Here is a 19666-nt window from a genome sequence, read left to right on the forward strand (position 1 = left end):
CTCCACCTCCGAGGCTCGATCATGTGGCTGAAACTCCTCACCTCAGCCACATGATCTGAACATCAAACAGCTCCTAGATCGCACACCGGCTCCAACGCATCACGCGTCCATCGCCGCTCGTGGCACCCTCCACATGCGCGCCGCCGTCATCGCGGGCCGCGCTGGAGATGTCTCGGGTGCTTCTCAGCATCTGAGTGCGGCACGACGGTTCGGTGATCAGATTCCCGAGGCCGTCTACGGTGGAACCGCCTTTGGGTCATCGTCCGTGCGTGTGCACGAAGTCTCCGTTGCCGTCAGTCTCGGCGGCGACCATGTGGGCCGTGCCCTCGACATCGGCAGGAAATGGGCGCATCGGGCGGGCCATGTCGTATGCCTTTGGCCTCGTTTGGGTCGGACTCGCCGCGCAGCCGATTCCACGGTACAGTGCCCGGCTGCTGACCACGCCTACAGTGTCCATGCGCCGCATCCTCAGGCGGGGGGAAGCCTGGAGTCTGATACATCGGCGGCGGGCTGGTGAACGTTCAAGAGGGCAGGCGAGAGCGGGGGAGCGCGCCCTTTTTCGAGGTGGTCGCGGGACCCTGTCGAACCGGTCGGCCTGGTGAACGCGTCCAGGTGATCGGGTGGTGGCGATAGCGTCGGGCGGAGCCCGACATTGAGAGGGGCTGTCCGAGCGGAGCGAGGGCGATTGGGCGCGCGTAGCGCGTCCCCCGGCGGTAGGCGGGGGCATCGCCCCGAAGGGGCGGTGCGGCACCGGGATGGACGGTGAGTCCGGGAAGGGGCTACATAGCCGGTGCCGTAACGGCGAGGACCGACCACGCTTGAGGGGCGCTCGGGCACCGGACGGTGAGGGGGCACGGGCGTCGGTTGGAGGGGGCTTGCCGTACAGGTGCCACCGCTTGCCGTACGGGTGCCCCCCGCTCCGCTGTACAGGTGCCCCGCCTGCTGGGCGGGTGCACCTGGGTCAGCTGGTGGTGGGCTTGGGGTAGATGCGGAGCCAGTCGACCTCCATCCAGGCGTCGCCTCGGTCCTTGCCGTCTGGGAACCAGTCGAGTTGGAGGCAGGCCGCCATCGGGCTCTGGGTCGGGTTGGAGGAGCGGAACCACTCCTGGCCGTCGATGTAGCCGACGACGCCCTCGGGCGTGTTCTCCACCGCGTAGGTGTGGTACTCCGTCATGTCCAACTGGCCACTGACGCCTTCCTTGCCGCCCTCCGGGGTCTTCATGAACAGGTTGGGGCGCCGGCGCTCGGGGTCGTCGATGACCTCCAGGAAGGCGATCTCCTCGCCGGTGGCGCTGTCTACGCCGCCGCCGCCCTGCTGCGGCCACAGCAGCGCGACCGGGTGGTACGAGCCCGCGCCCTTGTAGAGGCGGATCCTGGCCTCCCAGCGGCCGTGGGACTGGACGTAACGGGTGGAGATGCCGGCCGTGTCGCCCTCAGCCGTGCCGTACAGGTAGAGGGCTCCGTCGCCGATGAACGCCTGGCCGGGGAGGCGGCGGCCCTTGCCTGCGTGGCCGGCGGAGTCGTAGACCCACCAGTCCGAGCGGTCGAGCTGGTCCTCGAAGTCCTCGCACCAGATGGGCGCGCCCCACTCGGCCTTGGCGCCCTCGGGGGTGGCCGTGCAGTCGTCCCGGGCGACCGCGTCGCCCCGGGCGGCGGTGAGGCCGCCCAGGGTCAGCACGGTCATCATGCCCGCGACGGCGGTGCGGAGCGCGGGCCGCCAGGTCATGACGAGGGGTCCTCGGACCGGGCGCACTGCGAGGACACGCTGAAGGTCCAGCATCCGGCGGGACGCTGGACGGCGGCGTGCGGCGCGACCGCGCCACGGCCGCCGGACTGGGCCTGCGTGACCGGCTGCGACGCCACGACCGGCGGCATGAACACCCAGCGCGGCGTGTTGGCGGCCTCGACGTGCCGCTTGGGCATGGCGTGCGAGACCGAGTCCGTCGTACGGCCCCGCCACGGCGCCAGGGTCCAGCACGTAGCGTCGTACGGCAGGCACTTGATCGCCGGGCGCGCGAGCGGCGGCAGCGGCAGCACCGGCCGGTTGGACTTGGGGGCCGCCTTGCGCGGCGCGGCCAGCGGACGCCGCAGGTCGAGGCGCTCGCTGAGCGGCGTCGGCGTGACGGTGGGAACGGGCCGCCTGGCCGGGGCCTTCGTCGCGCCGTCGGCCGGTTCCTTGGTCGGCTTGGACTCCGGCTTCTGCTCCTGCTTCTGGTCAGGCTTGGACTCCGGCTTCGGGTCGGGCTTCTGCTCCGGCTTCTGTTCAGGCTTCGGCTTCTCACCGGGCTTGTCGCCGGGCTTCTTGGACGGCTCGGGCTTCTTCGTCGATTCCGGCTTCTTCGACGGCTCCGGCTTCTTGGACGGCTCCGGCTTCTTGGGCTCGTCCGTCGCCTGCGGCTGAGTCGTCTGGGTGGGCGCGGGCTCCTTAGAAGCCTCCGGCTCGGGCGTCCCGGCCGGCGGCTCCGACGCCTTGGGGGCCTCGGACGACTTCGGCTCCGGCTTCGGCTCCGGCGCGCGGTTGCGCGTCGGCCGGTCGCGCGGCGCGGCCTCCTCCTCCGGCGCGTCCGACTGCGTGTCGTACTCCTCCTCCGGAGGCGGGGCCTGACGTCGCCGTTGCCGCGGTTCGGGCTGCGGCTCGGGTTCCGGTTCCTGCCGGGCCGTCGGCTTGGGCTTCGGCTCGGGCTCGGGTTCCGGCTTCGTGGACGGCTGGTCCACCGGCGGCAGATCCTGCACGTTGATCGGATCCTGCGGCCCGGGGTCGCCGGGGATCTGGTTGGAGGCCGCGGGCACCGGTTCCGCCATCGCGACCCACGGGTGAGTGATCATGGCGCCGGTGGTCGCGGAGAGTCCCGTGAGGAACAGCCCGGAGACCAGGGTGACGCGTCGTGAGGGACTGCGAGGGGGTGGCATATGTGCGTCCTCCTTGATCTGCGGATCTATCGGGCGGTCCCGGCGATGGGCTTCCAGCCCGCTGCGCGGAACTCGGGAGTGCCGGGCGCGGCGACCTTCGGTACGGTCGCCGGTTGCGGATCGGGAACGTTGACCCAGTCGCCGCGGGCGCCGCCGCGAGCGTCGGGCCGCCACGCCATCAGCAGGCTCATGGCGTAGGGACTGCTGTAGGCCGGAGAGTCCTCCCCCGGCCCCTTGGTGGCGGTCACCTGGACGAGCACGGAGACCTCCACCTGGTCGGCGGCGCGGGACCGCCACTGCACGCCGATCGTCGTGGTCCGCATCCCGGCGCCCTCGGGCAGCTCGCCCTCCTCGGGCAGGCCGAGGGTCTTGCGCCAGTCACGGACGACGGCCGCCGCGCCGTCGCGGGCGGCCTGCTGCTGGTCGGCGGGCGCGTAGAGGACGGCCGCCTGTTCGGCCTGCTCGGGGTCGAGCGTCCAGGCGGCCTCCAGCGCCGCCGCGGCGGCCGAGGCGGCGCCCAGCTCGGTCTTGGGGAACCCGATGGGGTAGCCGCCCTCGCCGTGGAAGCCGGACGGCGCGGCCAGCGCGACCGCGTCGGACGCGACGCTCGCCGCCGCGTTCGTCACCGGGGCGGGCGCGGGATCGGACCTGGACAGCACCCACACCACGGCGCCCGCGCCGACCGCCGCCACGAGGGCGATCAGCACCCAGCGCAGCGTGTGGCGCGGCGGGCCGAGTCCCCAGTCGAGGATCGGGTCCTCGGTGATGTTGTTCCTCACTGGAGCGGGTCCCCGAGCGGGCGCGGGTCGCCGAGCCGGTGGGAGTCCCGGAACTGGTGCTGGCCCCTGCTGGGCTTGGCGAAGCCCATCCCGGCGGCGGCGGACAGGCGCAGGTACGCGGCCCGGGTGGCGGGCCGCAGGCGGACCAGGTCCACCTCCGCGCCCTCCTTCAAGTGCGGGTCGTAGGGGACACGGATCACCGCGCGGCAGCGCGTGGTGAAGTGGCGTTCCAGCAGGTCGATGTCCACGTCGGTCTTCTTCTCGACCGCATTGAGCACCACGATGGCGTTCTTGACCAGGTCGGCGTGGCCGTGCGCGGTCAGCCAGTCGAGGGTGGCCGCCGCCGCGCTGGCGCCGTCCACGGCGACCATGGTCACCAGCACGACCTGGTCGGCCAGTTCCAGCGTCGCGCCCATGGCGCCGTGCAGCAGGCCGGTGCCGCAGTCGGTGATGCAGATCGAGTAGTAGCGCTCGATCAGCTTGGCCACGGTGCGGTAGTCCTCGGCGTTGAACGCCTCGCTCACGGCGGGGTCGGAGTCGGAGGCGAGCACCTCAAGGCGGGCGGGCGACTGCGAGGTGAAGGCGCGGGCGTCGGCGTAGCGGGCGATGTGGGGGGCTTCGGCGAGGAAGGTCCTGATCGTCGCGGCGGTCTCCGCCTTGACCTTCAGGCCGAGCGTGCCACGGTCGGGGTTGGCGTCGATCGCGATCACCCGGTCGCCGCGCAGCGAGGCCAGCGTGTTGCCGAGGGCGGCGGTGGTGGTGGTCTTGCCGACGCCGCCCTTCAGGCTCATCACCGCGATCCGGTGGTGACCGCTGGCCACCGGGATCTGGGCCTGGCCGATCAGGGTCCGGCGCTCCAGCTCCGCCGCCGACTCCGCAGGGTTGATCCGCCCGCCGGACAGCCGCCACAGGAACCGCCGCCACCCACCGGCCGGCTCGGGGTGCCGGTTGGTGAGCAGGTGCTCCGCGGTCAGCGGCACCGACTCGGGGATCGGTTCCTGCGATGCGGCCGCGGATGCGGTGGAGGTGGGCGGGGGGGAGGGCTCCGTCATGTCGCGTCCTTTCGCGGAGTCTTGCCGGTTCGGAGGTCTTTGGGGGTGCGGGGGGGCGGGCGGGCGGTCAGCAGGTGCGCCACCGCACCGATGTGGTGATCGAGCCGCCGTCCCCTTGCAGCGTCAGCGGGGCGGACATCGGGGCGGGCGCGCCGCACCAGTTGCGGACGCGGAGGGCGCGCAGCGTGATCACGGCCTTGGCGCCGGCCTTGATCTTGCCGCTGGACGGCGACGCCTCCAGTCCGGGCGCGCTCACCCGCCACTCGACGGCGTCGCCCTTGGTGAGCGAGATGGTCATGCTGCCCTGCCCGAAGTCGTCGAGCGTCACCGACGGCGGGACGGCCAGCCGCGCGGCCGGCCTGGATCCGCCGGTCTCCTCCTTGGTCACGGTGGGGACCGGAGCGGACAGCGTGGTCGGCGGCGCGCTGGTCGGCGGTGCGCTGGTCGCGGTGGACGGCGCGACGGCGGGTGCCGTCGGGGGCGCCGAAGGGGCGGTGGTCGTCAGGTTCGAGGCCTGCTGCGGCTCGGCCTGGCCACCCCCGGGACTCAGCATGCTCATCCCGAAGACCACCCCTGCCGCCCCCGCCACCAGGACGATCGACAGCTTGATGACGGTCGTGGGGACGCGCGGACGCGTCCGCAGCCCGGCGCCCTTCTCGCTGAAGATGTCCAGGCCGGGCGGTTGGGAGCGCGAACCCGTCCGGTGCTGCCCCTTGCCGGGCATGGTCACCTCGGGGTCGGCCGCCACGGGGGACTGGAGCATCAGCGGCGGGTGGGGCGAGCGGGTCGCCTTGGCGGGCTTGGGCGGCCTTTCCACCTTGGCGGGCTTCGCGGGCCTGGCGACCTTCGGAGCCTTGGGAGGTTTGGCTGCCTTCGGTGGCTTTGGGCCCCGGACCGGGCGGATCGGGCCGGTCGGCAGCGGCGGGATCTCCCGCTGCTGCTTCTCCCGCTGGTCGGCCGCCTGCCCCTCGGCGGGCGCGGGGGGCCGGGGGATCCGGCTCTCCTGCGTCCGCTCCTGTGCTCTCTCCTGAGTCTCCTCGGCCATGCCGGTCCTGGCCAGCACGCCGCGCGCCCACGCCTGGGAGCGCAGCGCGTCGTAGAGGGGGGTGTCCAGGAGCGAGCCCTTGGGCAGGGGCGGGCCGGGGGAGGTCATCCCGGGCTGGGTGATCTCCTCGGGGGACGTCAGCTTCGGCTCGTCGGCGGGCTTCTCCGCCGCCTCGCGCTCCGCCACGGGGACGGGGGCGGGCAGAGGCGCGGCGGGCGTGCTCTCGGTGGCGGGCGACGGCCCGGCGCCGGACTGCGAGGCGATGATCTGGGGGCCGAGGATCGGCCCCACGACCGGCCGCCTCGGCAGGGGCTCGGAGTCGGACGGCGAAGCGGAGGCCGGCGGCTGGGGAGCGGCCGGAGATGGCTTGGACGGCGAGCCCGGCAGGTGCCGTGCCGTCGGACCGCTGAACGGCCCGGACGGAGGCCCAGCCAGAGGTTCCGGCAGCGGGCCGCTCATCGGACCGGCGAGGGGTTCGGTGATGGGCCCAGTAATCGGCCCAGTAATCGGCCCGGTGAGGGGGCCGAGTTCGGCCGGGGCGGTAGCCGACCTCTGCAAGGGCTGGGGCGGCAGCGGCAGCGAGTCCAGGATGCGCTGCCGGATCGCCGGGGCGAGCGGCCGGACCGACGGGTGGCAGATCATCTGCGGCACCGTGTAGCGGATGTTGATCGGCCGCCTGCACACCGGGCAGGTCACCATGTGCGTGACCAGCGCGATCCGCGCCTCGTTGAACTCCTCGGGACTGCGCGGGCCCTGCGTGATGGACGGCACGTCATACGAGTCGCCCGATAACCCGCCCGGGAACAGCGCGTCGGCCAGCGGGGCGAGCGCGGGACAGGCGGCCCGGCCGTGGGCGAGCGCGTCGAGGCCGCTGACCAGCGTCTCGATCATGTCCTGGGTCCGGGTGGCGATCTGGGTGATCTCCTCGGGGGGCAGTCCGAGGACGTGCGCCAGGTCCTCCGCGCCGAGCTCGTGCCGGTACATCAGGCGCAGCGCCTCGGTGCCCAGCGGGTCGGCGAGCGTCCAGGCGCGTTCGACGAGCCTGCCGTCCGGCAGGCCGGGGGCCTCGCCGGGCTCGTAGCGCCGGATCTGACCGGCCAGGTCTGCGGAGGCCGTGCCGCCGCCGTACATGCAGGCCTTGCGCAGTACGGCGAGCAGCCTGCCCCGCGCCGACACGCCCCGCCGCCCGCTCTGCCGGTCGTCGGGCGACCGCTCCGGCTCGGTGCGCGTGAGGCAGATCGTCAACGTGGTGATCACGGCGGTCACCGCACGACCGGCGTCGAGGTGGTGCCCGGCGTAGTCCAGCAGGTGAGCGCCGTGCTCGCTCACCCAGGACGGACCGGTGCCCAGTGCGACCCGGCCGTCCGATCCGGTCGGCGCGCTCATGACCCGCCGGATCCGGCCGGCCCGAGGTCGGCCTGCTCGGGGACCGCGCCGTCGTCTTCCGGCACGCCGGGACCGGAATCGTCCTGGACGGTGTCGTCTTGGATGGAGTCGTTCTGGTCAGTGTTGTTCTGGACGGAGTCGGGTCCGGCGGGCGGAGCCTCGTCCGGCGGGTCCTGCACGACGACCGTCAGGTCGCGTTCCTGGAGGCCGGTGAACTTCGTCCAGTTGCTGACCTCGCCGCCCTCAGGCTCGACGAGCAGCCAGCGGACGAAGGCGGGCAGCCTGCAGGAGTCATGCGGAATCGGGGTCTCCCGCTCGGAGTAATCGCGGCACTCGGGCGTGCCGGGCGGGGCAACGGTGAGGTCCCATACGCCGTTCTCGTCCGTGTACTTCATGGAGCCGTCGAGGCCGAGCGCGTCGTACGCGCGCCGCATCAGCGCGGGGTCCTGGAGCACGGGCAGGTCGTCGGACTCGAACTGCTGAAGGAAGGGGTCCTCATCGGGGCCGGGGAGCGGCGGCATGGAGTCGGGGGAGGTGCTTTCGGGGGTCGGCGCGGGGCGGGGCGAGGGGGTGCGGGTCCGCGTCCGCTTGGGCGTGGGGGTGGCGGTCGGCTTGGGGGTGGCGCACCGGGTGCGCGTGGGGGTCGGCGACGCGGACGGCGTGGGCGTCGCGGTCGGGCTCGGCGTGGGGGTGACGGACACGGTCATCGTCACGGTGACGGTGGGCGCCGCCTCCTCCGGAGGGGCTTCGGGGGCCTCGGGCGTCGGCGCGAAGTCGTCTTCCGCCGTGGGCGGGTCGAGGGCGTCGGGCTCGGCGCCGAGGGTCACGACCGGGAACGGCGGGGCGCACGGCTTCGGCGTCCTCGTCGGCGTCCGGGTGGGTGTCCTGGTCGGCGTGCGCGTTCCGGTGGGCGTGCGAGTGGGCGTCGCCGTCACGGTCACGGTCGGGGTGCCGGATGGAGTGCCGGTGGGCGTCCGCGTGGGTGTGGCGGTCGCGGTGGCGGTGCCGGTGGGCGTCGCCGTCCCGGACGGGGTCAGCGTGACGGTCCGGGTGGGGGTGAGCGTCGGCTTCGCCGTCGCGGTGCGCGTGGGGGTGCCCGACGGGCAAGGGCTCGCGGTCGGACGGCCGGTGCGCCCGGAGACGGGGACCGCCGGGGTCAGTAGCACACCGTTGGGCGCGCGCTGGGGCCCGCAGTTCTTCCCGGACCGTGTCGGCACGGGACTCGGCAGCGGCACGGCGGTGGAGTCGCCCGGCCGTAACCGGGTCGAGGCGCTGTCCACCAGCACGGGTAAGGGCGTGCAGTCGGAGTCGTCCCGCGAGCCGGCCGCGATCACGCGGCCGTCGGTCGTCGTGGTCAGGCAGACGCGCTGGGTCCTGCCGCGCGCGGAGGTGGACGCCGAGGCGGAGGCCGACGGTTCGCCGGAAGCGCCCACGGCGCCGCCGCCGACGCCGGAATCCTCGCTCGCGGCCACTCCCACGGCCGGACGGTCGTCCAGGTGGTAGGTGCCCGCCGCGAGTCTCATCCCACCGTCGTTGCTGTCGCGGCCGGCGATGACGCTCCCCACTCCTGCGCCGACGCCGAACACGCCTATCGCGACGGCCACAGTGATCGTCGTCGCGCGGGAGGATCCCATGTTCGTGCCTCCTGAATGGTGGACGTCAGACGCTGCGGCTCTCCGAGATGGCAACCCCCACGATTGCGCGTTCAACGGATATGTCCGGGGCCGCCGCACCGGGCCGGGTAACGTTCCACCACTCGCGCGCGGGCCGTTCCGGGTGCGGAGGTGTGGTGACGTGGTCAGGGCAATGTCCGGGCATGACGGCACGACCACGAGGGTGTCGCGCGTGCGTGCCACAGAAAACCACTGCACACCGAGACATAAAACTAGATATTAGACTGACGATTATGTCTTGGGAAGGTAAGGAAACCAATGAATAAGAAGCCTGGTGAGCTTGGGATATAAATATACCCATTCGCCGGTATCGGCTAGCCGAAACCCCCCGAGGGCGTCCCGACCGGCCCCGGAGGCGGGCGACCAGGCGCTGTGACGCCCGTGTCGTCACGGGGTCACCGTGGTTCCGGCGTCCGGAGGGAGTCTCACGGACGCCGCGTCGTTCCCACTGTTCGCCCGCGTAACCGCGATCGTTCGCCGCTGGGGAAGGCATCGTTCACCTGGCGGGCGGGCGTCCAAGGATCCGGCCGGCCGGGTATTCCGGGGACGCCCGCCCATTCTGGTTCGTTCCTTCCGGTGTTGTTCCGGCCATGCCGGGGAAGGAACGTTGAGACGGTGCGCAGGACCCGCGCAAACGTTTCACCAGGGGTTCTCTGGAGAAGTGCCGCACTGGCACGATGCCTGCATTTGGCATACGTTTTGTCAAGTTCGCCAGTTGTGCACCGAAAATGGCGTCCAGATCGTGCTGTCAGACGTCGGTGAAGCCATACTCCAGCGCCAGCTCCGCCACGGGGATGGTGCTCCCGGCGTGCCGCGCGACATCGGGGTCCGTGATTAGCGCACGCACCGCGCGGCCGGGAAACTCGATGGAATCCGATCCCGGCGGCAGGTGGTCGCCGAGCGCCGCGAGGATGGCCTCGGTGCGGGTGAACCCGGGTGAGACGGCCAGTGCCGTCACACCGTGCGGGCGCAGATCGTGGGCCATGGAACGGGCCAGACGGCTCACGCTCGGCATCGCCAGGTCATAGAAGAGGCGGTTCCCGATCACCTCGGCGTCCGGATCGGTGAACCCGGTCAGCACGGCCAGCCCGCGGTCGGTCAGGTAGATGGTCGTGCCGGGGTCGGCGAGCGCGAGGGCGATGCCCCGGCCGACGCCGCGTGCCGTCCCGGTGACGACGGCCGGCGCCGGTCGGCGCTCATGACCGGCCCGCCGCGGCGCCGCTCCCGGCCGCGAAGGCGTCGAGCGCTTCGAGGGTGCGCGTCCAGCCGCCGGTGAAGCCGGCCCTGGTCCCCTCGTCCACCTCGCCGAACACCCGGTGTTCCACGGTGACGACCGTGGTGTCACCGTCGGGCTCCAGGGTCATCCGCCACTGGCCGACGACGGGGCCGCGAATCCCCATCGAGCCGTCGAGCACCAGCTCGCGGCTCGGCCGCAGCGTGGAGACGAACCCCCACAGCGCACCCGTGCCCTGGTCGGGCGAGGCTCCGGCGGGGGCGGCGCCGAAGCGTCCGCCGAGCGTCAACCGCGAGCGGCGGATCGGGATCCGGGGGGCGGGCCCTCGCGGCCTCAGGCGCGTTCGTAGACGGTGGCGCCGCGCACGACCGTGCGCACGCACGCCGGGACGGCGACGGAGCCGTCGTCGGGCTTGCCGTCCACGAGGTCGGCCATCGGGCCGGCCTGGTCCCACACGGCGAAGGTGGCGATCATGCCCTCGGTCAGCTCGCCGCAGTCGTCCACCCGCCCCGCGCGCCAGCCGTTCACGGTGTGCGCGGTCAGCGCGGCGGCGGCGGACATCCGGTGGGCGGGGGTGTGGTGACGGACGGCGGCCAGCACGCCCGCCCACGGGTCGATCGGGGTCACCGGCGAGTCGCTGCCGAAGGCCAGGCCGACGCCCGCCTCGGCGAGGGACGCGAACGGGTTCATCGCCGCCGCGCGCTCGGCGCCGACGCGCTCCCCGTACATGCCGTGGACGCCGCCCCAGCACGCGTCGAAGGCGGGCTGCACACTCGCCCAGACGCCCAGGTGCGCCATGTGCGCGATCAGGCCCGCGTCGATCATCTCGACGTGCTCGATGCGGTGGCGACCGGCACGGATCACGTCGAGTCCGACCCGCTGGGAGGCGGCCTCGAACGCCTCCACGGCGGTGCGGACGGCGGCGTCGCCGATCACGTGGAACCCGGCCTGGAGCCCGGCCCCCGCGCACGCCACGATGTGCTCGGCCGCCGCCTCGACGTCAATGTAAAGGGCGCCGGTGTCGCCGGGCCGGTCGGCGTACGGGGCGCAGAGCGCCGCCGTGTGCGAGCCGATCGAGCCGTCCACGAACAGGTCGCCCGCGGCCCCGGCGCACCCGTGACGGCGCGCGGTCGCCGCGCCGCCCAGCTCGCCCCAGTAGCCGATCACGTCGGGGCCCGGCTCGGTGCGGCCGAGTTCGAGCATCCCGGCCAGGTCGTCCTCGCTGGAGACCACGGGCCCGGCCAGCTCGTGCAGGCAGCCGACGCCCAGCTCGGCCGCGCGGGCGCGGGTGCGCCGCTGGGCTTCGAGCCGCTGCGCTGCCGACAGCGAGCCGTGCGCCATCGCGCGCAGCCGCTCGTGGGCGGCCTGGCGCAGCAGGCCGCTCTCGTCGAAGCCCGCGTCGCCGCGCACCTCGGGAAGCGCGGCGAGCAGCGGGGTGGACACCGCGCCCGAGTGGTGGTCGGTGCGGGCCAGGTAGACCGGCCGGCCGGGCGCGGCGCGGTCGAGGTCGGCCGCGGTGAGGGGCCGCCGGTCGGGCCAGAGCGACTCGTCCCACCCGCCGCCGAGCAGCGTGCCGTCCGGCTGGGCGGCGGCGTGGGCGGTCAGCCGGTCGAGCGCCTCGGCGCGGCTCTGGCAGCCGGTCAGGTCGAGCCCGGACAGCGCGAGGCCGGTGGAGGTGGCGTGCACGTGGGCGTCCACGAAGGCGGGCGTCACCCACGCGCCGCCCAGGTCGACGACCTGGTCGGCGGTGACGTCGCGCGGGTCGTCGCCGACCCACAGGATGCGCTCGCCCTCGGTGAGCATCGCGCTGCCGCCCTCCGGCGACTGGATCCGCCCCCCGCGCCACAGCGTGCGCCGCGTTCCCGGCCCGGCGTCCGCCGCCCGCGAGCGGGGCGACCGCGCCAGGACGGTTCGTTCGTGCTCCCCGCCGATGTCAGAACCCACGTCAGCTCTCCCGCCCCGTCAGGCATTCGTGCCGCCTTTTCGGCAGGCGGAGTGACGCTAGCAGGTCGCGGGGCATGTGGTCACCGCCTCCCGTCCAGTGAACGTGCGATGAACGGGTTCAGTGATGAGACTCGAAGTAGGTCGAGTACGAGCAGGGGGCCAGGGATATCTGGATCTGGTACGCGGCGGCCTCGTCCCGGAGCCGGAAACTGGCGATGATCTCCGAGTATCCGGCGGTCAGGCCCAGGCGGGCGAAGTAGCGGTCGCTGTCGAAGACGATGCGGTAGAGGCCGCAGGCGAGCTTCTCGTGCCAGCCGCTGATGCAGCCGTCGTCGTCGGTGATCGCCGAGGCCACGAACTCCCAGTCGCCGTTCGAGGCCTTTTCCAGGCGCGCGGGCACGTCGGTGGCCGGGCGTCCGTAGAGGCCGTCCAGCGTGCGTGCGGATATTCTCATGTCGAGTACGCCCCTTCTCCCCGCCCGCATTGACGGACGTGCTCGATGCCCGCCGCGAGTCCGCGCCGGGCCATGGAGTCGCGTCCACCCGCGGTGCCCTCCCGCACCACGCGTGTGGCTCCTCCCCCTCCTGCCCGGAAGCTGACCCGTCTGACAAGTCGGGAGTCGGATCTCGCTTCCTTCGGAGTCAGAGTGCCTGAAAGCGCTATTCGTCCGCCTTTGATGGGCTATGCGGGATTCGACCTGTAGGGAAGCGGAGTTCCATGTGACCGGAAGGTGTTTTCGGTCGGAAGGGCGTATCGATCCAGGGCCTCAGTTGGGCTCAGTAGGCGATTCCGACGGTCTGCCGTACGGTTTCGTGCCTGGTCAGCGCGGCGAGCATCAGATGCGCCCCGTCGGCGCGGGAGATCAGCAGGCAGTGTTTCAGGTTACGGCCCACGGCCGTCCGGTAGACGCCGGTCAGCGGCTTGTCGGTCAGCCGGGGCGGGCGCACCACGGTCCAGTCGAGGTCGCTGTCCGCGGTTTCGCGGGATTGCGGACCACGGCGGTGACCTCGTGGACTGTGACCGGGAACGGGCACCCCGCCGCTCGGCGGGTGTCAGCGATCACGGACCTGCTCGTAGTGGCGGGCGGCGCGGGCCCGGTTGCCGCACCCGGCGGAGCACCACTCCCGGCGATGGTGGTCCTTGACGAAGAACAGCACGCAGCCGGGGGCGTGGCAGGCGCGCAGATCGGCCAGCCGCGGCCCGGTGAACAGCTCGACTGCCTGCTCGGCGATGGCCGCCAGCGCGAGGGCGACGGCCGGGCCGGTGCCGCACGCCCGGACGGCGGGCGCGTCGCCGTCCCAGGTCAGTTCCTTCCAGCGGGCCGCGCCCCGGACATGGGCGTTGAGCGCCTCCACGACGGCGGGCGCGGGACGCTCGCCGCCGACCGCCGACCTGACCAGGGCCCGGATCGTGTCGCGCAGGTCGCGGGCCGAGGTCAGGTCTTCCTCGGACGCGGCGGGGAAGGGATCGGAACGGGGGAACCGCGGGCGTACCGTCTCCAGCCAGGCGTCGAGGTCGCCGGTGGTGGCCAGCCCCTCACGCGCCCGGCCACGCACCGCGTAGCTGGTGTTGGCCAGTTCGACGGGCAGCGGCTCGCCCAGCATCGGAACGCTCACGGGCACCCCCTCAGATCCGATCTTCCTCCTCTCACCGTACGACGGCCGGGGGCCGGTCCCTTCTCCGGCGGTGGCTTTCGCTCAGTCGACCTCGCGGATGAGCTCAGCCGACCTTGCGGGTGAGGAAGTCGCGGATCAGCTCCGCGATCTCGGGACCGTGGGTGTCGAGGGCGAAGTGCCCGGCGTCCAGCAGGTGGATCTCGGCCTCTGGCAGGTCCCTGGCGTAGGCGCGGGCGCCGTCGGGGCCGAAGATCTCGTCACCCGCTCCCCAAACGACCAGCGTCGGCGGCCTGTGGGAGCGGAAGTACTCCTGGAACGCCGGGTAGGCGGACAGATTGTTCTTGTAGTCGGCGAAGAGCTGGAGCTGGATCTCCGCGTTGCCCGGCCGGTCCAGGTATGCCTGGTCCAGCGTCCAGGCGTCGGGGCTGAGCCGCGACAGCCGGTCGGCGGGCACGCCGTGGGTGTACTGCCAGTGGGTGGCCTCGGCGGTCAGCAGCTTGCGGGCCTCCGGCTCGTGCGTGGCGCGGTCCTCCGCGTGGGCGAACAGCACATCCCAGAACGGGGTGAAGCCCTCCATATACGCGTTGCCGCTCTGGGTGATGATCGCGGTGATCCGCTCGGGATTCCGGACGGCGATGCGCAGCCCGATGGGCGCGCCGTAATCCTGGATGTAGATCGCGAACCGGTCGATGCCCAGCTTGTCGAGCAGCTCCACGGTGATCTCGGTGAGCGCGTCGAAGTTGTAGTCGAACTCGTTCACCGCAGGCATGCCGGACTGGCCGAAGCCCAGGTGGTCGGGGGCGACCAGGTGGAACGACCCGGACAGGTCGCCGATCAGCCCGCGGAACATGGCCGAGCTGCTGGGAAAGCCGTGCAGCAGGACCAGGGTGGGCTTCGCCGGGTCGCCCGCCTCCCGGTAGAAGATCGGCCTGCCCTGGATCTCGATGGTCTCGTGACGCACGACGGTCATGATCGTTCTTCCTCTCACTCATTCTAATGGTTACAAGCCTAGCTCATCATTAGAAGTCGCGAAACAGGGCTTGGCTACGGCTCCGCCGTCGGCAGGTAGGGCGGCAGCGCGTGGAAGCCGATCCGCCGGCACGCGTCGCGCCGCTCGCGGCCGATGGCGGCGACGCTGGCGGCTTCGCGGTCGCTTCACGCGCTCCTCGGTTCTTCATTCGTATGCGACTCACTACGGACAGTGCGCGCGGTTATCATGGAGCAATCCCCATCAGCCGAGAGTGTGAAATGCCAGGTTCATGCGTCACAACGTACGGTGACCCATCGATCACGGGCACGGTCTCATGGATCCCGTCATGTCTGAGAACTGCGGCCCTGTGCGGGTCGAGGCGCGCTACGTCGCCGCGCAGGGAAACCCGTCCGGAGGAAACCTCTATGACGTCGTAGACACCGCGTTCGGCGCCCGGGCGATCATCGGCGACGTGCACAGCAGCCCGCCCGAGGCGGCCGCGCTGGCCGCCGGCATCCGCGTGGTCTTCGGCGAACTGGCCAGACACGAGCCCCGGCTGCCGGGCCTGGCCCAGCGGCTCGACTCCTTCATCGCCACCCAGGTCGAAGAGCCCGGGTCGAGCTTCGTGCCCGCGTCCCTGGTACAGGTCGGCGCGGGCGGCGAGAGCGCCGAGGTGCTCGTCTGCGGGCACACCGTCCCGCTGGTGGTACGCGGCCGAGACACCTGCCCGGTGCCCGTGCTGAGCGTGGCCCCGGTGCTCGGCCTGCGCCGCTCGGCCGCCGACTGGTGCTCGCACACCACGTTCGACTTCACCCCGGGCGACTCACTGCTGATGTTCACCCGGGGCGCGGTCGAGGCGACCGACGGGCTGGGACAGGTCTACCCGTTCGAACGGCGGGCCGCCGACCTGTCCGGCGAAGATCCGAAGGTCGTGGTCGACCGGTTGGAGGCCGAACTGGTCGCGCACTGCGGCGCCGCCGAGCGATCCGAGATCACCATGATGCTGCTGCAGGCCGAGGAACAGGGGTTCCTCGGCTACATCCCCGACGACGACGAGCGGCGAAGCTGCCACCCGTCGTCGTGCGCCGGCGAGTGAGACGCGGTCAGGGCGGTGTCGGCTTCCAGTCCGCGAAGGCGGGCCGATCGTTGGCGAACCAGTGGTACATCTTCCAGTTGAGCTGCCACAGGCACTCGGGGTCGGCCGTGTAGAGGAAGTACGTCTCGGCCAGCCACTCGTGCGGCTTGGACGTGCCGTATTCGGTGAACGGGGCGAAGTTCGCCGACTTCGCGCACTCCAGGAAGCGGAGCAGCGTCTCACTGGACGAGGCGATCTGGGTGATCAGCTCGTGCCGTGCCAGGTACGACTCCGTGGCGGTCTTCGCGTACTCCGACACATCGGGGGGATACTGGTTGATCACCTCCGGCAGCGCGTCGGATATCGCCTTGCCGGTCGAGGTGGAGAGTCGCCTGGTTTCGTCAAGTTTGGCCTGAAGCTGATTCGCCTTGGCCACATCAGCCGCGTCGAGGGCCTCGTAGACGGCGTGAGCGGCACGGGAGTACTCGTCGGTGGCCGGGACGAACGGCTTGAGCGCGTTCACCCATGCGTTGTAGGCGATGATGGGCGGATTCGAGGTGTGGAGACGCTTCGCCAACGGGTAGAAGGCGTCGCGGGCGATCCTCGCGGCCTCGGAGACGCGCGTCAGTTCGGCGTCGAGCCGGGCCCGCTTCGCGAGCACCGTCACATGGCCGATCTCGTGCAGCAGCGTCCAGTCACCGCCGGGCCCGCTGTCGCCGGGAGGGCCGCAGGCCGTCCCCGCGAACTCGGTGAACACCGGCTCGTAGTAGTGGACGTGCGGCGGCCCATGCTCCGGCGGGTTGGGATTGTCGGCGTTGCTCTCACCGATGTGCGTGGTCCCGCCGTGCGCCACATCGGCCGAGTTCGCGCCGCCGGAGCCGTCCCTGACCAGGGTGAACCCTTGCAGCGCGGGCCGATCGGCGGCCGGGATCCGCTCGAACGCGGCGGCCACCTGACCGAGTTCGTCGGCCGTCCAGACCTTCCGGCCGCGACCGTCCACCCCCGCCAGCTTGTACTGCTCGATCAGCGCGGCCTTGCGATCGTTCACCGACACCTTCCCGGTCATGAACGCGGGGAGCGGCCGGGGCCCGCCGTCACCGAGCCGCTCGGCGCGGATCACCTTGTTCTGGTCGGTGTAGAACTCGTAGCGGGCCGTGCCGCCGGGCACGAACACCGTCAGCGGCCAGACCGACCCGCGGAGTTCGAGCGGCTTGGACGTCTTGCCGTCCAACGCCCCGGAGATCTCGCCCATCGCGTAGAGCACGGCCCGCTGCTCCGCCTTGGGCACGAACCGCAGATCGGCCTTGTAGCCGAAGCCCTCCATGCGGGTCGACTTGTCGGGGAGGTCTGCGGGCATGGCCGTGTACTCGGGCAGCGCGGACCGTATGACCTGCAGCTTTGGACCGTTCCCGCCCCCGAGCAGCGCGTGCACCGCCCGCCTCCGCAGCACCGTGAACGACGTGCCCCGGTGTATGTCGGTCGCGCCCAGCGCCCGCAGTACGTAACCCCCGCCGGTCGCGGCCCGTACGGTGATCGCATACCGCCGTAGCCCGGCCAGGATCTCGTCGCGCTGAGGATCGGCTTTCGCCCCGAGCACCTTGGCGCACGGCCCCCAGTGCGTGCCGATCTGGATCAGCAGATCCCCGAAGGCCCGCTCCCAGATGGGACTGACCTGTTCGGCGGTCTCCTTGTCCCACACGGTCCCCAGCGGATGCCCCGGAGCGATCGCCGCGAACTCCAGCCAGATCACCAGCGCGGTGACGTAATCCTCAGCGTCCCGCGTCGGCTGATGGTCCTCCAGCGCTCTGGCCAGGACCTTCTCCAGCAGATTCAGATTCTCCAACTGCGCCAGCCGCCACTGCGTGCGATCCGCGTACTCAGCGTTCGACCGGCGCTTGCGTAAGGTCTCCAAAGTCTCACGGGCCGCCTTCGGCCCAGGTCGCTTGGTATCCATGTCCCTCCTAGTCAGGCCAACCGACCGTAACCTGACGACCGCATTCTGCAAAGACCCCTTTTTGGACCGCGCCACTCGGACAATGAACGTGAGCGGTTTCCCCTCCCAGAAGAACCATGCTCACCGCCGTACGGACGCGGTCTCGCGTCGCGCCGTGGCGCTGGTCGTGGTAGCCGTGCTCCGCCGTCGCCGCAGCCCCGGTCAGGCGCCGGTGTAGTTGTCCTCGTAGGCGGTCGTTGGGGGGATCACCTTGATCACGTCGATGAGGATGCCGTTGGGGTCGGGGACGATGAAGTGGCGCTGGCCGAAGTCTTCGGTGCGTAGCGTCAGTTCCGGCTTCAGGCCCTCGCCGAGGACCAGGCGTTCCCATTCGGCGTCCACGTCCTCTACCTCGAAGTTGAGCAGCATGCCCTGGGCCGGTTTGCGGTAGGCCGCCGGGATGGTCGGGTGGTCGTGGGCGAGGAGGGCCAGTTCGTACGGCATGGCGCCCGGGCGGCGGAGGCTTACGTACCAGTCGGCCTCAAAGGTCACCTCGAAGCCGAACAGGCGGGTGTAGAAGTCGCGTGACTCCTCCATCCGCGTCACGCCGATGACCGGGTAGAAGCTGGTCAGTCTCATCATGATCTCCCTTCGCATACCATTAGTATGTCAACTACACTATTTCGCATACCGTCGGTATGTCAATGGAGGCGCGGGATGGTCGGCAGGTTGGAGCGGCGTGAGCAGACCAGGGCGGCGCTGGTCGCGGAAGGGCGGCGGCTTTTCGCGGCCAAGGGGTACGGCGCGGTCGGGCTGGCGGAGATCGTCGCGGCGGCCAAGGTGACCAAGGGGGCGCTCTACCACCACTTCGACAGCAAGGCCGACCTGTTCCGGGCCGTGCTCCAGCAGGTTCAGGACGAGGTGGGAGCGCAGGTGGCCGAGGTCGCCGATGCGCAGGAGGATCCGTGGGCCCAGTTCACGGCGGGGTGCCGGTGCTTCCTGTCCGTCACCACTCACCCCGATGTGCAGCGGATCATGCTCATCGACGGCCCGGCCGTCCTGGGCTGGAGTGAGTGGCGGGCGATGGACGAGGCGGCCTCAGCCCGTCACCTGGCCGAGGCCATCACCGGGCTGATGGACGACGGGGTCATCGCCCGCCGTCCCGTCAGACCGCTGACTCACCTGTTGTCGGGGGCGATGAACGAGGCGGCGCTGTTCCTGGCCGGGTCGAGTGACCCGCAGGATCTCCCCGACACCGTGGCCGCGCTCACCCGGATCCTGGAATCCCTCCGCCGGGACGGCGGATGAGCAGTGACACCGCGCCGCCGACCAGGATCGTCAGGCCGACCGCGAGATACGCGCCGTCGAAGGCGCCGGCGGTGTAGACCGGCTGGCCGCCGACCACCTGGGCGATGCGCACAGCGGCACCGCCTCGCCGGTCCCGTTCATCGGGACGGCCCGCGCCGCGTCAAGGGACCCGTGCCATGTCAAGGGACCCGTGCCGCGTTAAGGAAGTCGATAACGGCCCGGCCTAGCCTTCGTGACGATCGATCGGCGATTTCGCGAACGGAGTCACGGCATGCGGGGGAACGGGAAGTCCAAGCAGGGGTGGCGGTACGGGGCAGTGGCGGTTCTCGTCGTGGGGCAGGCGCTGGCGGGAGTCGGCGCCGCCGCGCCCGCGAGCGCCTCGGACGTGAGGTGCAAGATCTCCAACCTGGCCTGCCTGTACGAGGACATCAACGGCAACGGCGACGAGTACGGCGGGGTCTGGCGGCAGGGGAAGTACGAACTCGGTGGCTGGGACGGGGACAACGAGATCTCGTCCGTCTCCAACTACTCGGAATGGTGCATGACGCTCTACACGAACGACGGCTGGGGCGGCCGGACGCTGACCCTCGGCCCGAAGAGGTCGCTGTACAACCTCAAGGACTGGGGCTTCAACGACGACACCGAGAGCTATCGCCTGCACGCCTGCTAGTGGTGCATCACGCAACCTTGGTGGGGTAACTGGTCCATGATCGAATCGGGGAGCTTGCGGCGAAGCTGACC

Annotated in this window: 20 protein-coding genes; 4 read left to right on the forward strand and 16 right to left on the reverse strand. The window is 71.4% G+C overall.

Translation table 11 applies throughout. The features are described 5' to 3' along the window. Positions 1-961: 961 nt before the first annotated feature. The 6 genes from P3X83_RS42600 to P3X83_RS42625 all read right to left on the reverse strand — a co-directional run bounded on the left by P3X83_RS42600 (position 962) and on the right by P3X83_RS42625 (position 7693). Positions 962-1726, reverse strand: a complete 765-nt coding sequence (locus P3X83_RS42600) for a glycoside hydrolase family 16 protein (RefSeq protein WP_277311153.1) — start codon at positions 1724-1726, stop codon at positions 962-964. After that, the gene (locus tag P3X83_RS42605) at positions 1723-2910 is read right to left on the reverse strand and encodes a hypothetical protein (RefSeq protein ID WP_277311154.1); all 1188 of its coding nucleotides are present in this window, start codon (positions 2908-2910) and stop codon (positions 1723-1725) included. Before P3X83_RS42605 ends, P3X83_RS42600 begins: the two co-directional genes overlap by 4 nt. A gap of 26 nt (positions 2911-2936) precedes the next feature. Continuing rightward, a complete protein-coding gene (locus tag P3X83_RS42610; RefSeq protein ID WP_277311155.1) occupies positions 2937-3689 on the reverse strand; it encodes a hypothetical protein in 753 nt (250 codons plus the stop codon). Then, complete coding sequence (locus tag P3X83_RS42615; RefSeq protein WP_277311156.1) at positions 3686-4741, reverse strand: AAA family ATPase; 1056 nt, start codon at positions 4739-4741, stop codon at positions 3686-3688. Before P3X83_RS42615 ends, P3X83_RS42610 begins: the two co-directional genes overlap by 4 nt. Positions 4742-4808: 67 nt before the next feature. Next, entirely contained in the window at positions 4809-7172 is a 2364-nt protein-coding gene (locus P3X83_RS42620; protein ID WP_277311157.1) for a hypothetical protein, read from the reverse strand. Further along, positions 7169-7693, reverse strand: coding sequence for a hypothetical protein (locus tag P3X83_RS42625; protein ID WP_277311158.1), 525 nt, complete (start codon positions 7691-7693; stop codon positions 7169-7171). Before P3X83_RS42625 ends, P3X83_RS42620 begins: the two co-directional genes overlap by 4 nt. Here P3X83_RS42625 and P3X83_RS42630 point away from each other — a divergent pair. After that, complete coding sequence (locus P3X83_RS42630; RefSeq protein WP_277311159.1) at positions 7692-8675, forward strand: hypothetical protein; 984 nt, start codon at positions 7692-7694, stop codon at positions 8673-8675. The genes P3X83_RS42625 and P3X83_RS42630 overlap by 2 nt on opposite strands. 918 nt (positions 8676-9593) lie before the next feature. Here P3X83_RS42630 and P3X83_RS42635 read toward each other — a convergent pair. From P3X83_RS42635 to P3X83_RS42665, 7 genes are all read right to left on the reverse strand, one after another. Then, positions 9594-9926, reverse strand: coding sequence for a hypothetical protein (locus P3X83_RS42635; protein ID WP_277311160.1), 333 nt, complete (start codon positions 9924-9926; stop codon positions 9594-9596). A gap of 115 nt (positions 9927-10041) precedes the next feature. Next, positions 10042-10368 carry an SRPBCC domain-containing protein gene (locus P3X83_RS42640; RefSeq protein WP_277311161.1) on the reverse strand — a complete coding sequence of 109 codons (327 nt, stop codon included), beginning with the start codon at positions 10366-10368 and terminating at the stop codon, positions 10042-10044. A 44-nt stretch (positions 10369-10412) separates the two neighbouring features. Beyond that, positions 10413-12023 carry an amidohydrolase gene (locus P3X83_RS42645; RefSeq protein WP_277311162.1) on the reverse strand — a complete coding sequence of 537 codons (1611 nt, stop codon included), beginning with the start codon at positions 12021-12023 and terminating at the stop codon, positions 10413-10415. A gap of 118 nt (positions 12024-12141) precedes the next feature. Further along, entirely contained in the window at positions 12142-12477 is a 336-nt protein-coding gene (locus P3X83_RS42650) for a hydroxyisourate hydrolase (protein ID WP_277311163.1), read from the reverse strand. A 322-nt stretch (positions 12478-12799) separates the two neighbouring features. Continuing rightward, a complete protein-coding gene (locus P3X83_RS42655) occupies positions 12800-13057 on the reverse strand; it encodes an NAD(P)H-binding protein (RefSeq protein ID WP_277311164.1) in 258 nt (85 codons plus the stop codon). Positions 13058-13075: 18 nt separating this feature from the next. Beyond that, positions 13076-13639 carry an ABATE domain-containing protein gene (locus tag P3X83_RS42660; protein WP_277311165.1) on the reverse strand — a complete coding sequence of 188 codons (564 nt, stop codon included), beginning with the start codon at positions 13637-13639 and terminating at the stop codon, positions 13076-13078. Positions 13640-13742: 103 nt separating this feature from the next. Beyond that, positions 13743-14609: an alpha/beta hydrolase gene (locus tag P3X83_RS42665; RefSeq protein ID WP_277311166.1), complete on the reverse strand. Its 867-nt coding sequence runs from the start codon at positions 14607-14609 to the stop codon at positions 13743-13745. 346 nt (positions 14610-14955) lie between these two features. Here P3X83_RS42665 and P3X83_RS42670 point away from each other — a divergent pair, with 346 nt between their 5' ends. Next, positions 14956-15705, forward strand: a complete 750-nt coding sequence (locus P3X83_RS42670; RefSeq protein WP_277311167.1) for a PP2C family protein-serine/threonine phosphatase — start codon at positions 14956-14958, stop codon at positions 15703-15705. A gap of 7 nt (positions 15706-15712) precedes the next feature. Here P3X83_RS42670 and P3X83_RS42675 read toward each other — a convergent pair whose 3' ends face one another. Beyond that, the gene (locus tag P3X83_RS42675) at positions 15713-17638 is read right to left on the reverse strand and encodes a hypothetical protein (RefSeq protein WP_277311168.1); all 1926 of its coding nucleotides are present in this window, start codon (positions 17636-17638) and stop codon (positions 15713-15715) included. A gap of 201 nt (positions 17639-17839) precedes the next feature. Beyond that, the gene (locus tag P3X83_RS42680; protein ID WP_277311169.1) at positions 17840-18256 is read right to left on the reverse strand and encodes a VOC family protein; all 417 of its coding nucleotides are present in this window, start codon (positions 18254-18256) and stop codon (positions 17840-17842) included. Between the two features lie 78 nt (positions 18257-18334). Between P3X83_RS42680 and P3X83_RS42685 the strand changes: the two genes are divergently transcribed. After that, a complete protein-coding gene (locus P3X83_RS42685; RefSeq protein WP_277311170.1) occupies positions 18335-18925 on the forward strand; it encodes a TetR/AcrR family transcriptional regulator in 591 nt (196 codons plus the stop codon). Here P3X83_RS42685 and P3X83_RS42690 read toward each other — a convergent pair. After that, positions 18885-19037 carry a hypothetical protein gene (locus P3X83_RS42690; protein WP_277311171.1) on the reverse strand — a complete coding sequence of 51 codons (153 nt, stop codon included), beginning with the start codon at positions 19035-19037 and terminating at the stop codon, positions 18885-18887. The two genes, P3X83_RS42685 and P3X83_RS42690, sit on opposite strands and share 41 nt — an antisense overlap. Positions 19038-19196: 159 nt before the next feature. On the opposite strand from P3X83_RS42690, the gene P3X83_RS42695 reads away from it, so the two are divergent. Then, entirely contained in the window at positions 19197-19595 is a 399-nt protein-coding gene (locus P3X83_RS42695; RefSeq protein WP_277311172.1) for a peptidase inhibitor family I36 protein, read from the forward strand. The last annotated feature ends 71 nt before the right edge of the window (positions 19596-19666 follow it).

The organism is Spongiactinospora sp. TRM90649, assembly GCF_029382225.1.
Taxonomy (GTDB): domain Bacteria; phylum Actinomycetota; class Actinomycetes; order Streptosporangiales; family Streptosporangiaceae; genus Spongiactinospora.

What these genes read in the sequence shown, in the direction of transcription:
- P3X83_RS42600 (WP_277311153.1), bottom strand. Translation starts at nt 1,726, where the DNA reads ATGACCTGGCGGCCCGCGCTCCGCACCGCCGTCGCGGGCATGATGACC.
- P3X83_RS42605 (WP_277311154.1), bottom strand. Translation starts at nt 2,910, where the DNA reads ATGCCACCCCCTCGCAGTCCCTCACGACGCGTCACCCTGGTCTCCGGG.
- P3X83_RS42615 (WP_277311156.1), bottom strand. Translation starts at nt 4,741, where the DNA reads ATGACGGAGCCCTCCCCCCCGCCCACCTCCACCGCATCCGCGGCCGCA.
- P3X83_RS42620 (WP_277311157.1), bottom strand. Translation starts at nt 7,172, where the DNA reads ATGAGCGCGCCGACCGGATCGGACGGCCGGGTCGCACTGGGCACCGGT.
- P3X83_RS42630 (WP_277311159.1), top strand. Translation starts at nt 7,692, where the DNA reads ATGGAGTCGGGGGAGGTGCTTTCGGGGGTCGGCGCGGGGCGGGGCGAG.
- P3X83_RS42625 (WP_277311158.1), bottom strand. Translation starts at nt 7,693, where the DNA reads ATGCCGCCGCTCCCCGGCCCCGATGAGGACCCCTTCCTTCAGCAGTTC.
- P3X83_RS42650 (WP_277311163.1), bottom strand. Translation starts at nt 12,477, where the DNA reads ATGAGAATATCCGCACGCACGCTGGACGGCCTCTACGGACGCCCGGCC.
- P3X83_RS42665 (WP_277311166.1), bottom strand. Translation starts at nt 14,609, where the DNA reads ATGACCGTCGTGCGTCACGAGACCATCGAGATCCAGGGCAGGCCGATC.
- P3X83_RS42670 (WP_277311167.1), top strand. Translation starts at nt 14,956, where the DNA reads ATGTCTGAGAACTGCGGCCCTGTGCGGGTCGAGGCGCGCTACGTCGCC.
- P3X83_RS42675 (WP_277311168.1), bottom strand. Translation starts at nt 17,638, where the DNA reads ATGGATACCAAGCGACCTGGGCCGAAGGCGGCCCGTGAGACTTTGGAG.
- P3X83_RS42680 (WP_277311169.1), bottom strand. Translation starts at nt 18,256, where the DNA reads ATGAGACTGACCAGCTTCTACCCGGTCATCGGCGTGACGCGGATGGAG.
- P3X83_RS42685 (WP_277311170.1), top strand. Translation starts at nt 18,335, where the DNA reads ATGGTCGGCAGGTTGGAGCGGCGTGAGCAGACCAGGGCGGCGCTGGTC.
- P3X83_RS42695 (WP_277311172.1), top strand. Translation starts at nt 19,197, where the DNA reads ATGCGGGGGAACGGGAAGTCCAAGCAGGGGTGGCGGTACGGGGCAGTG.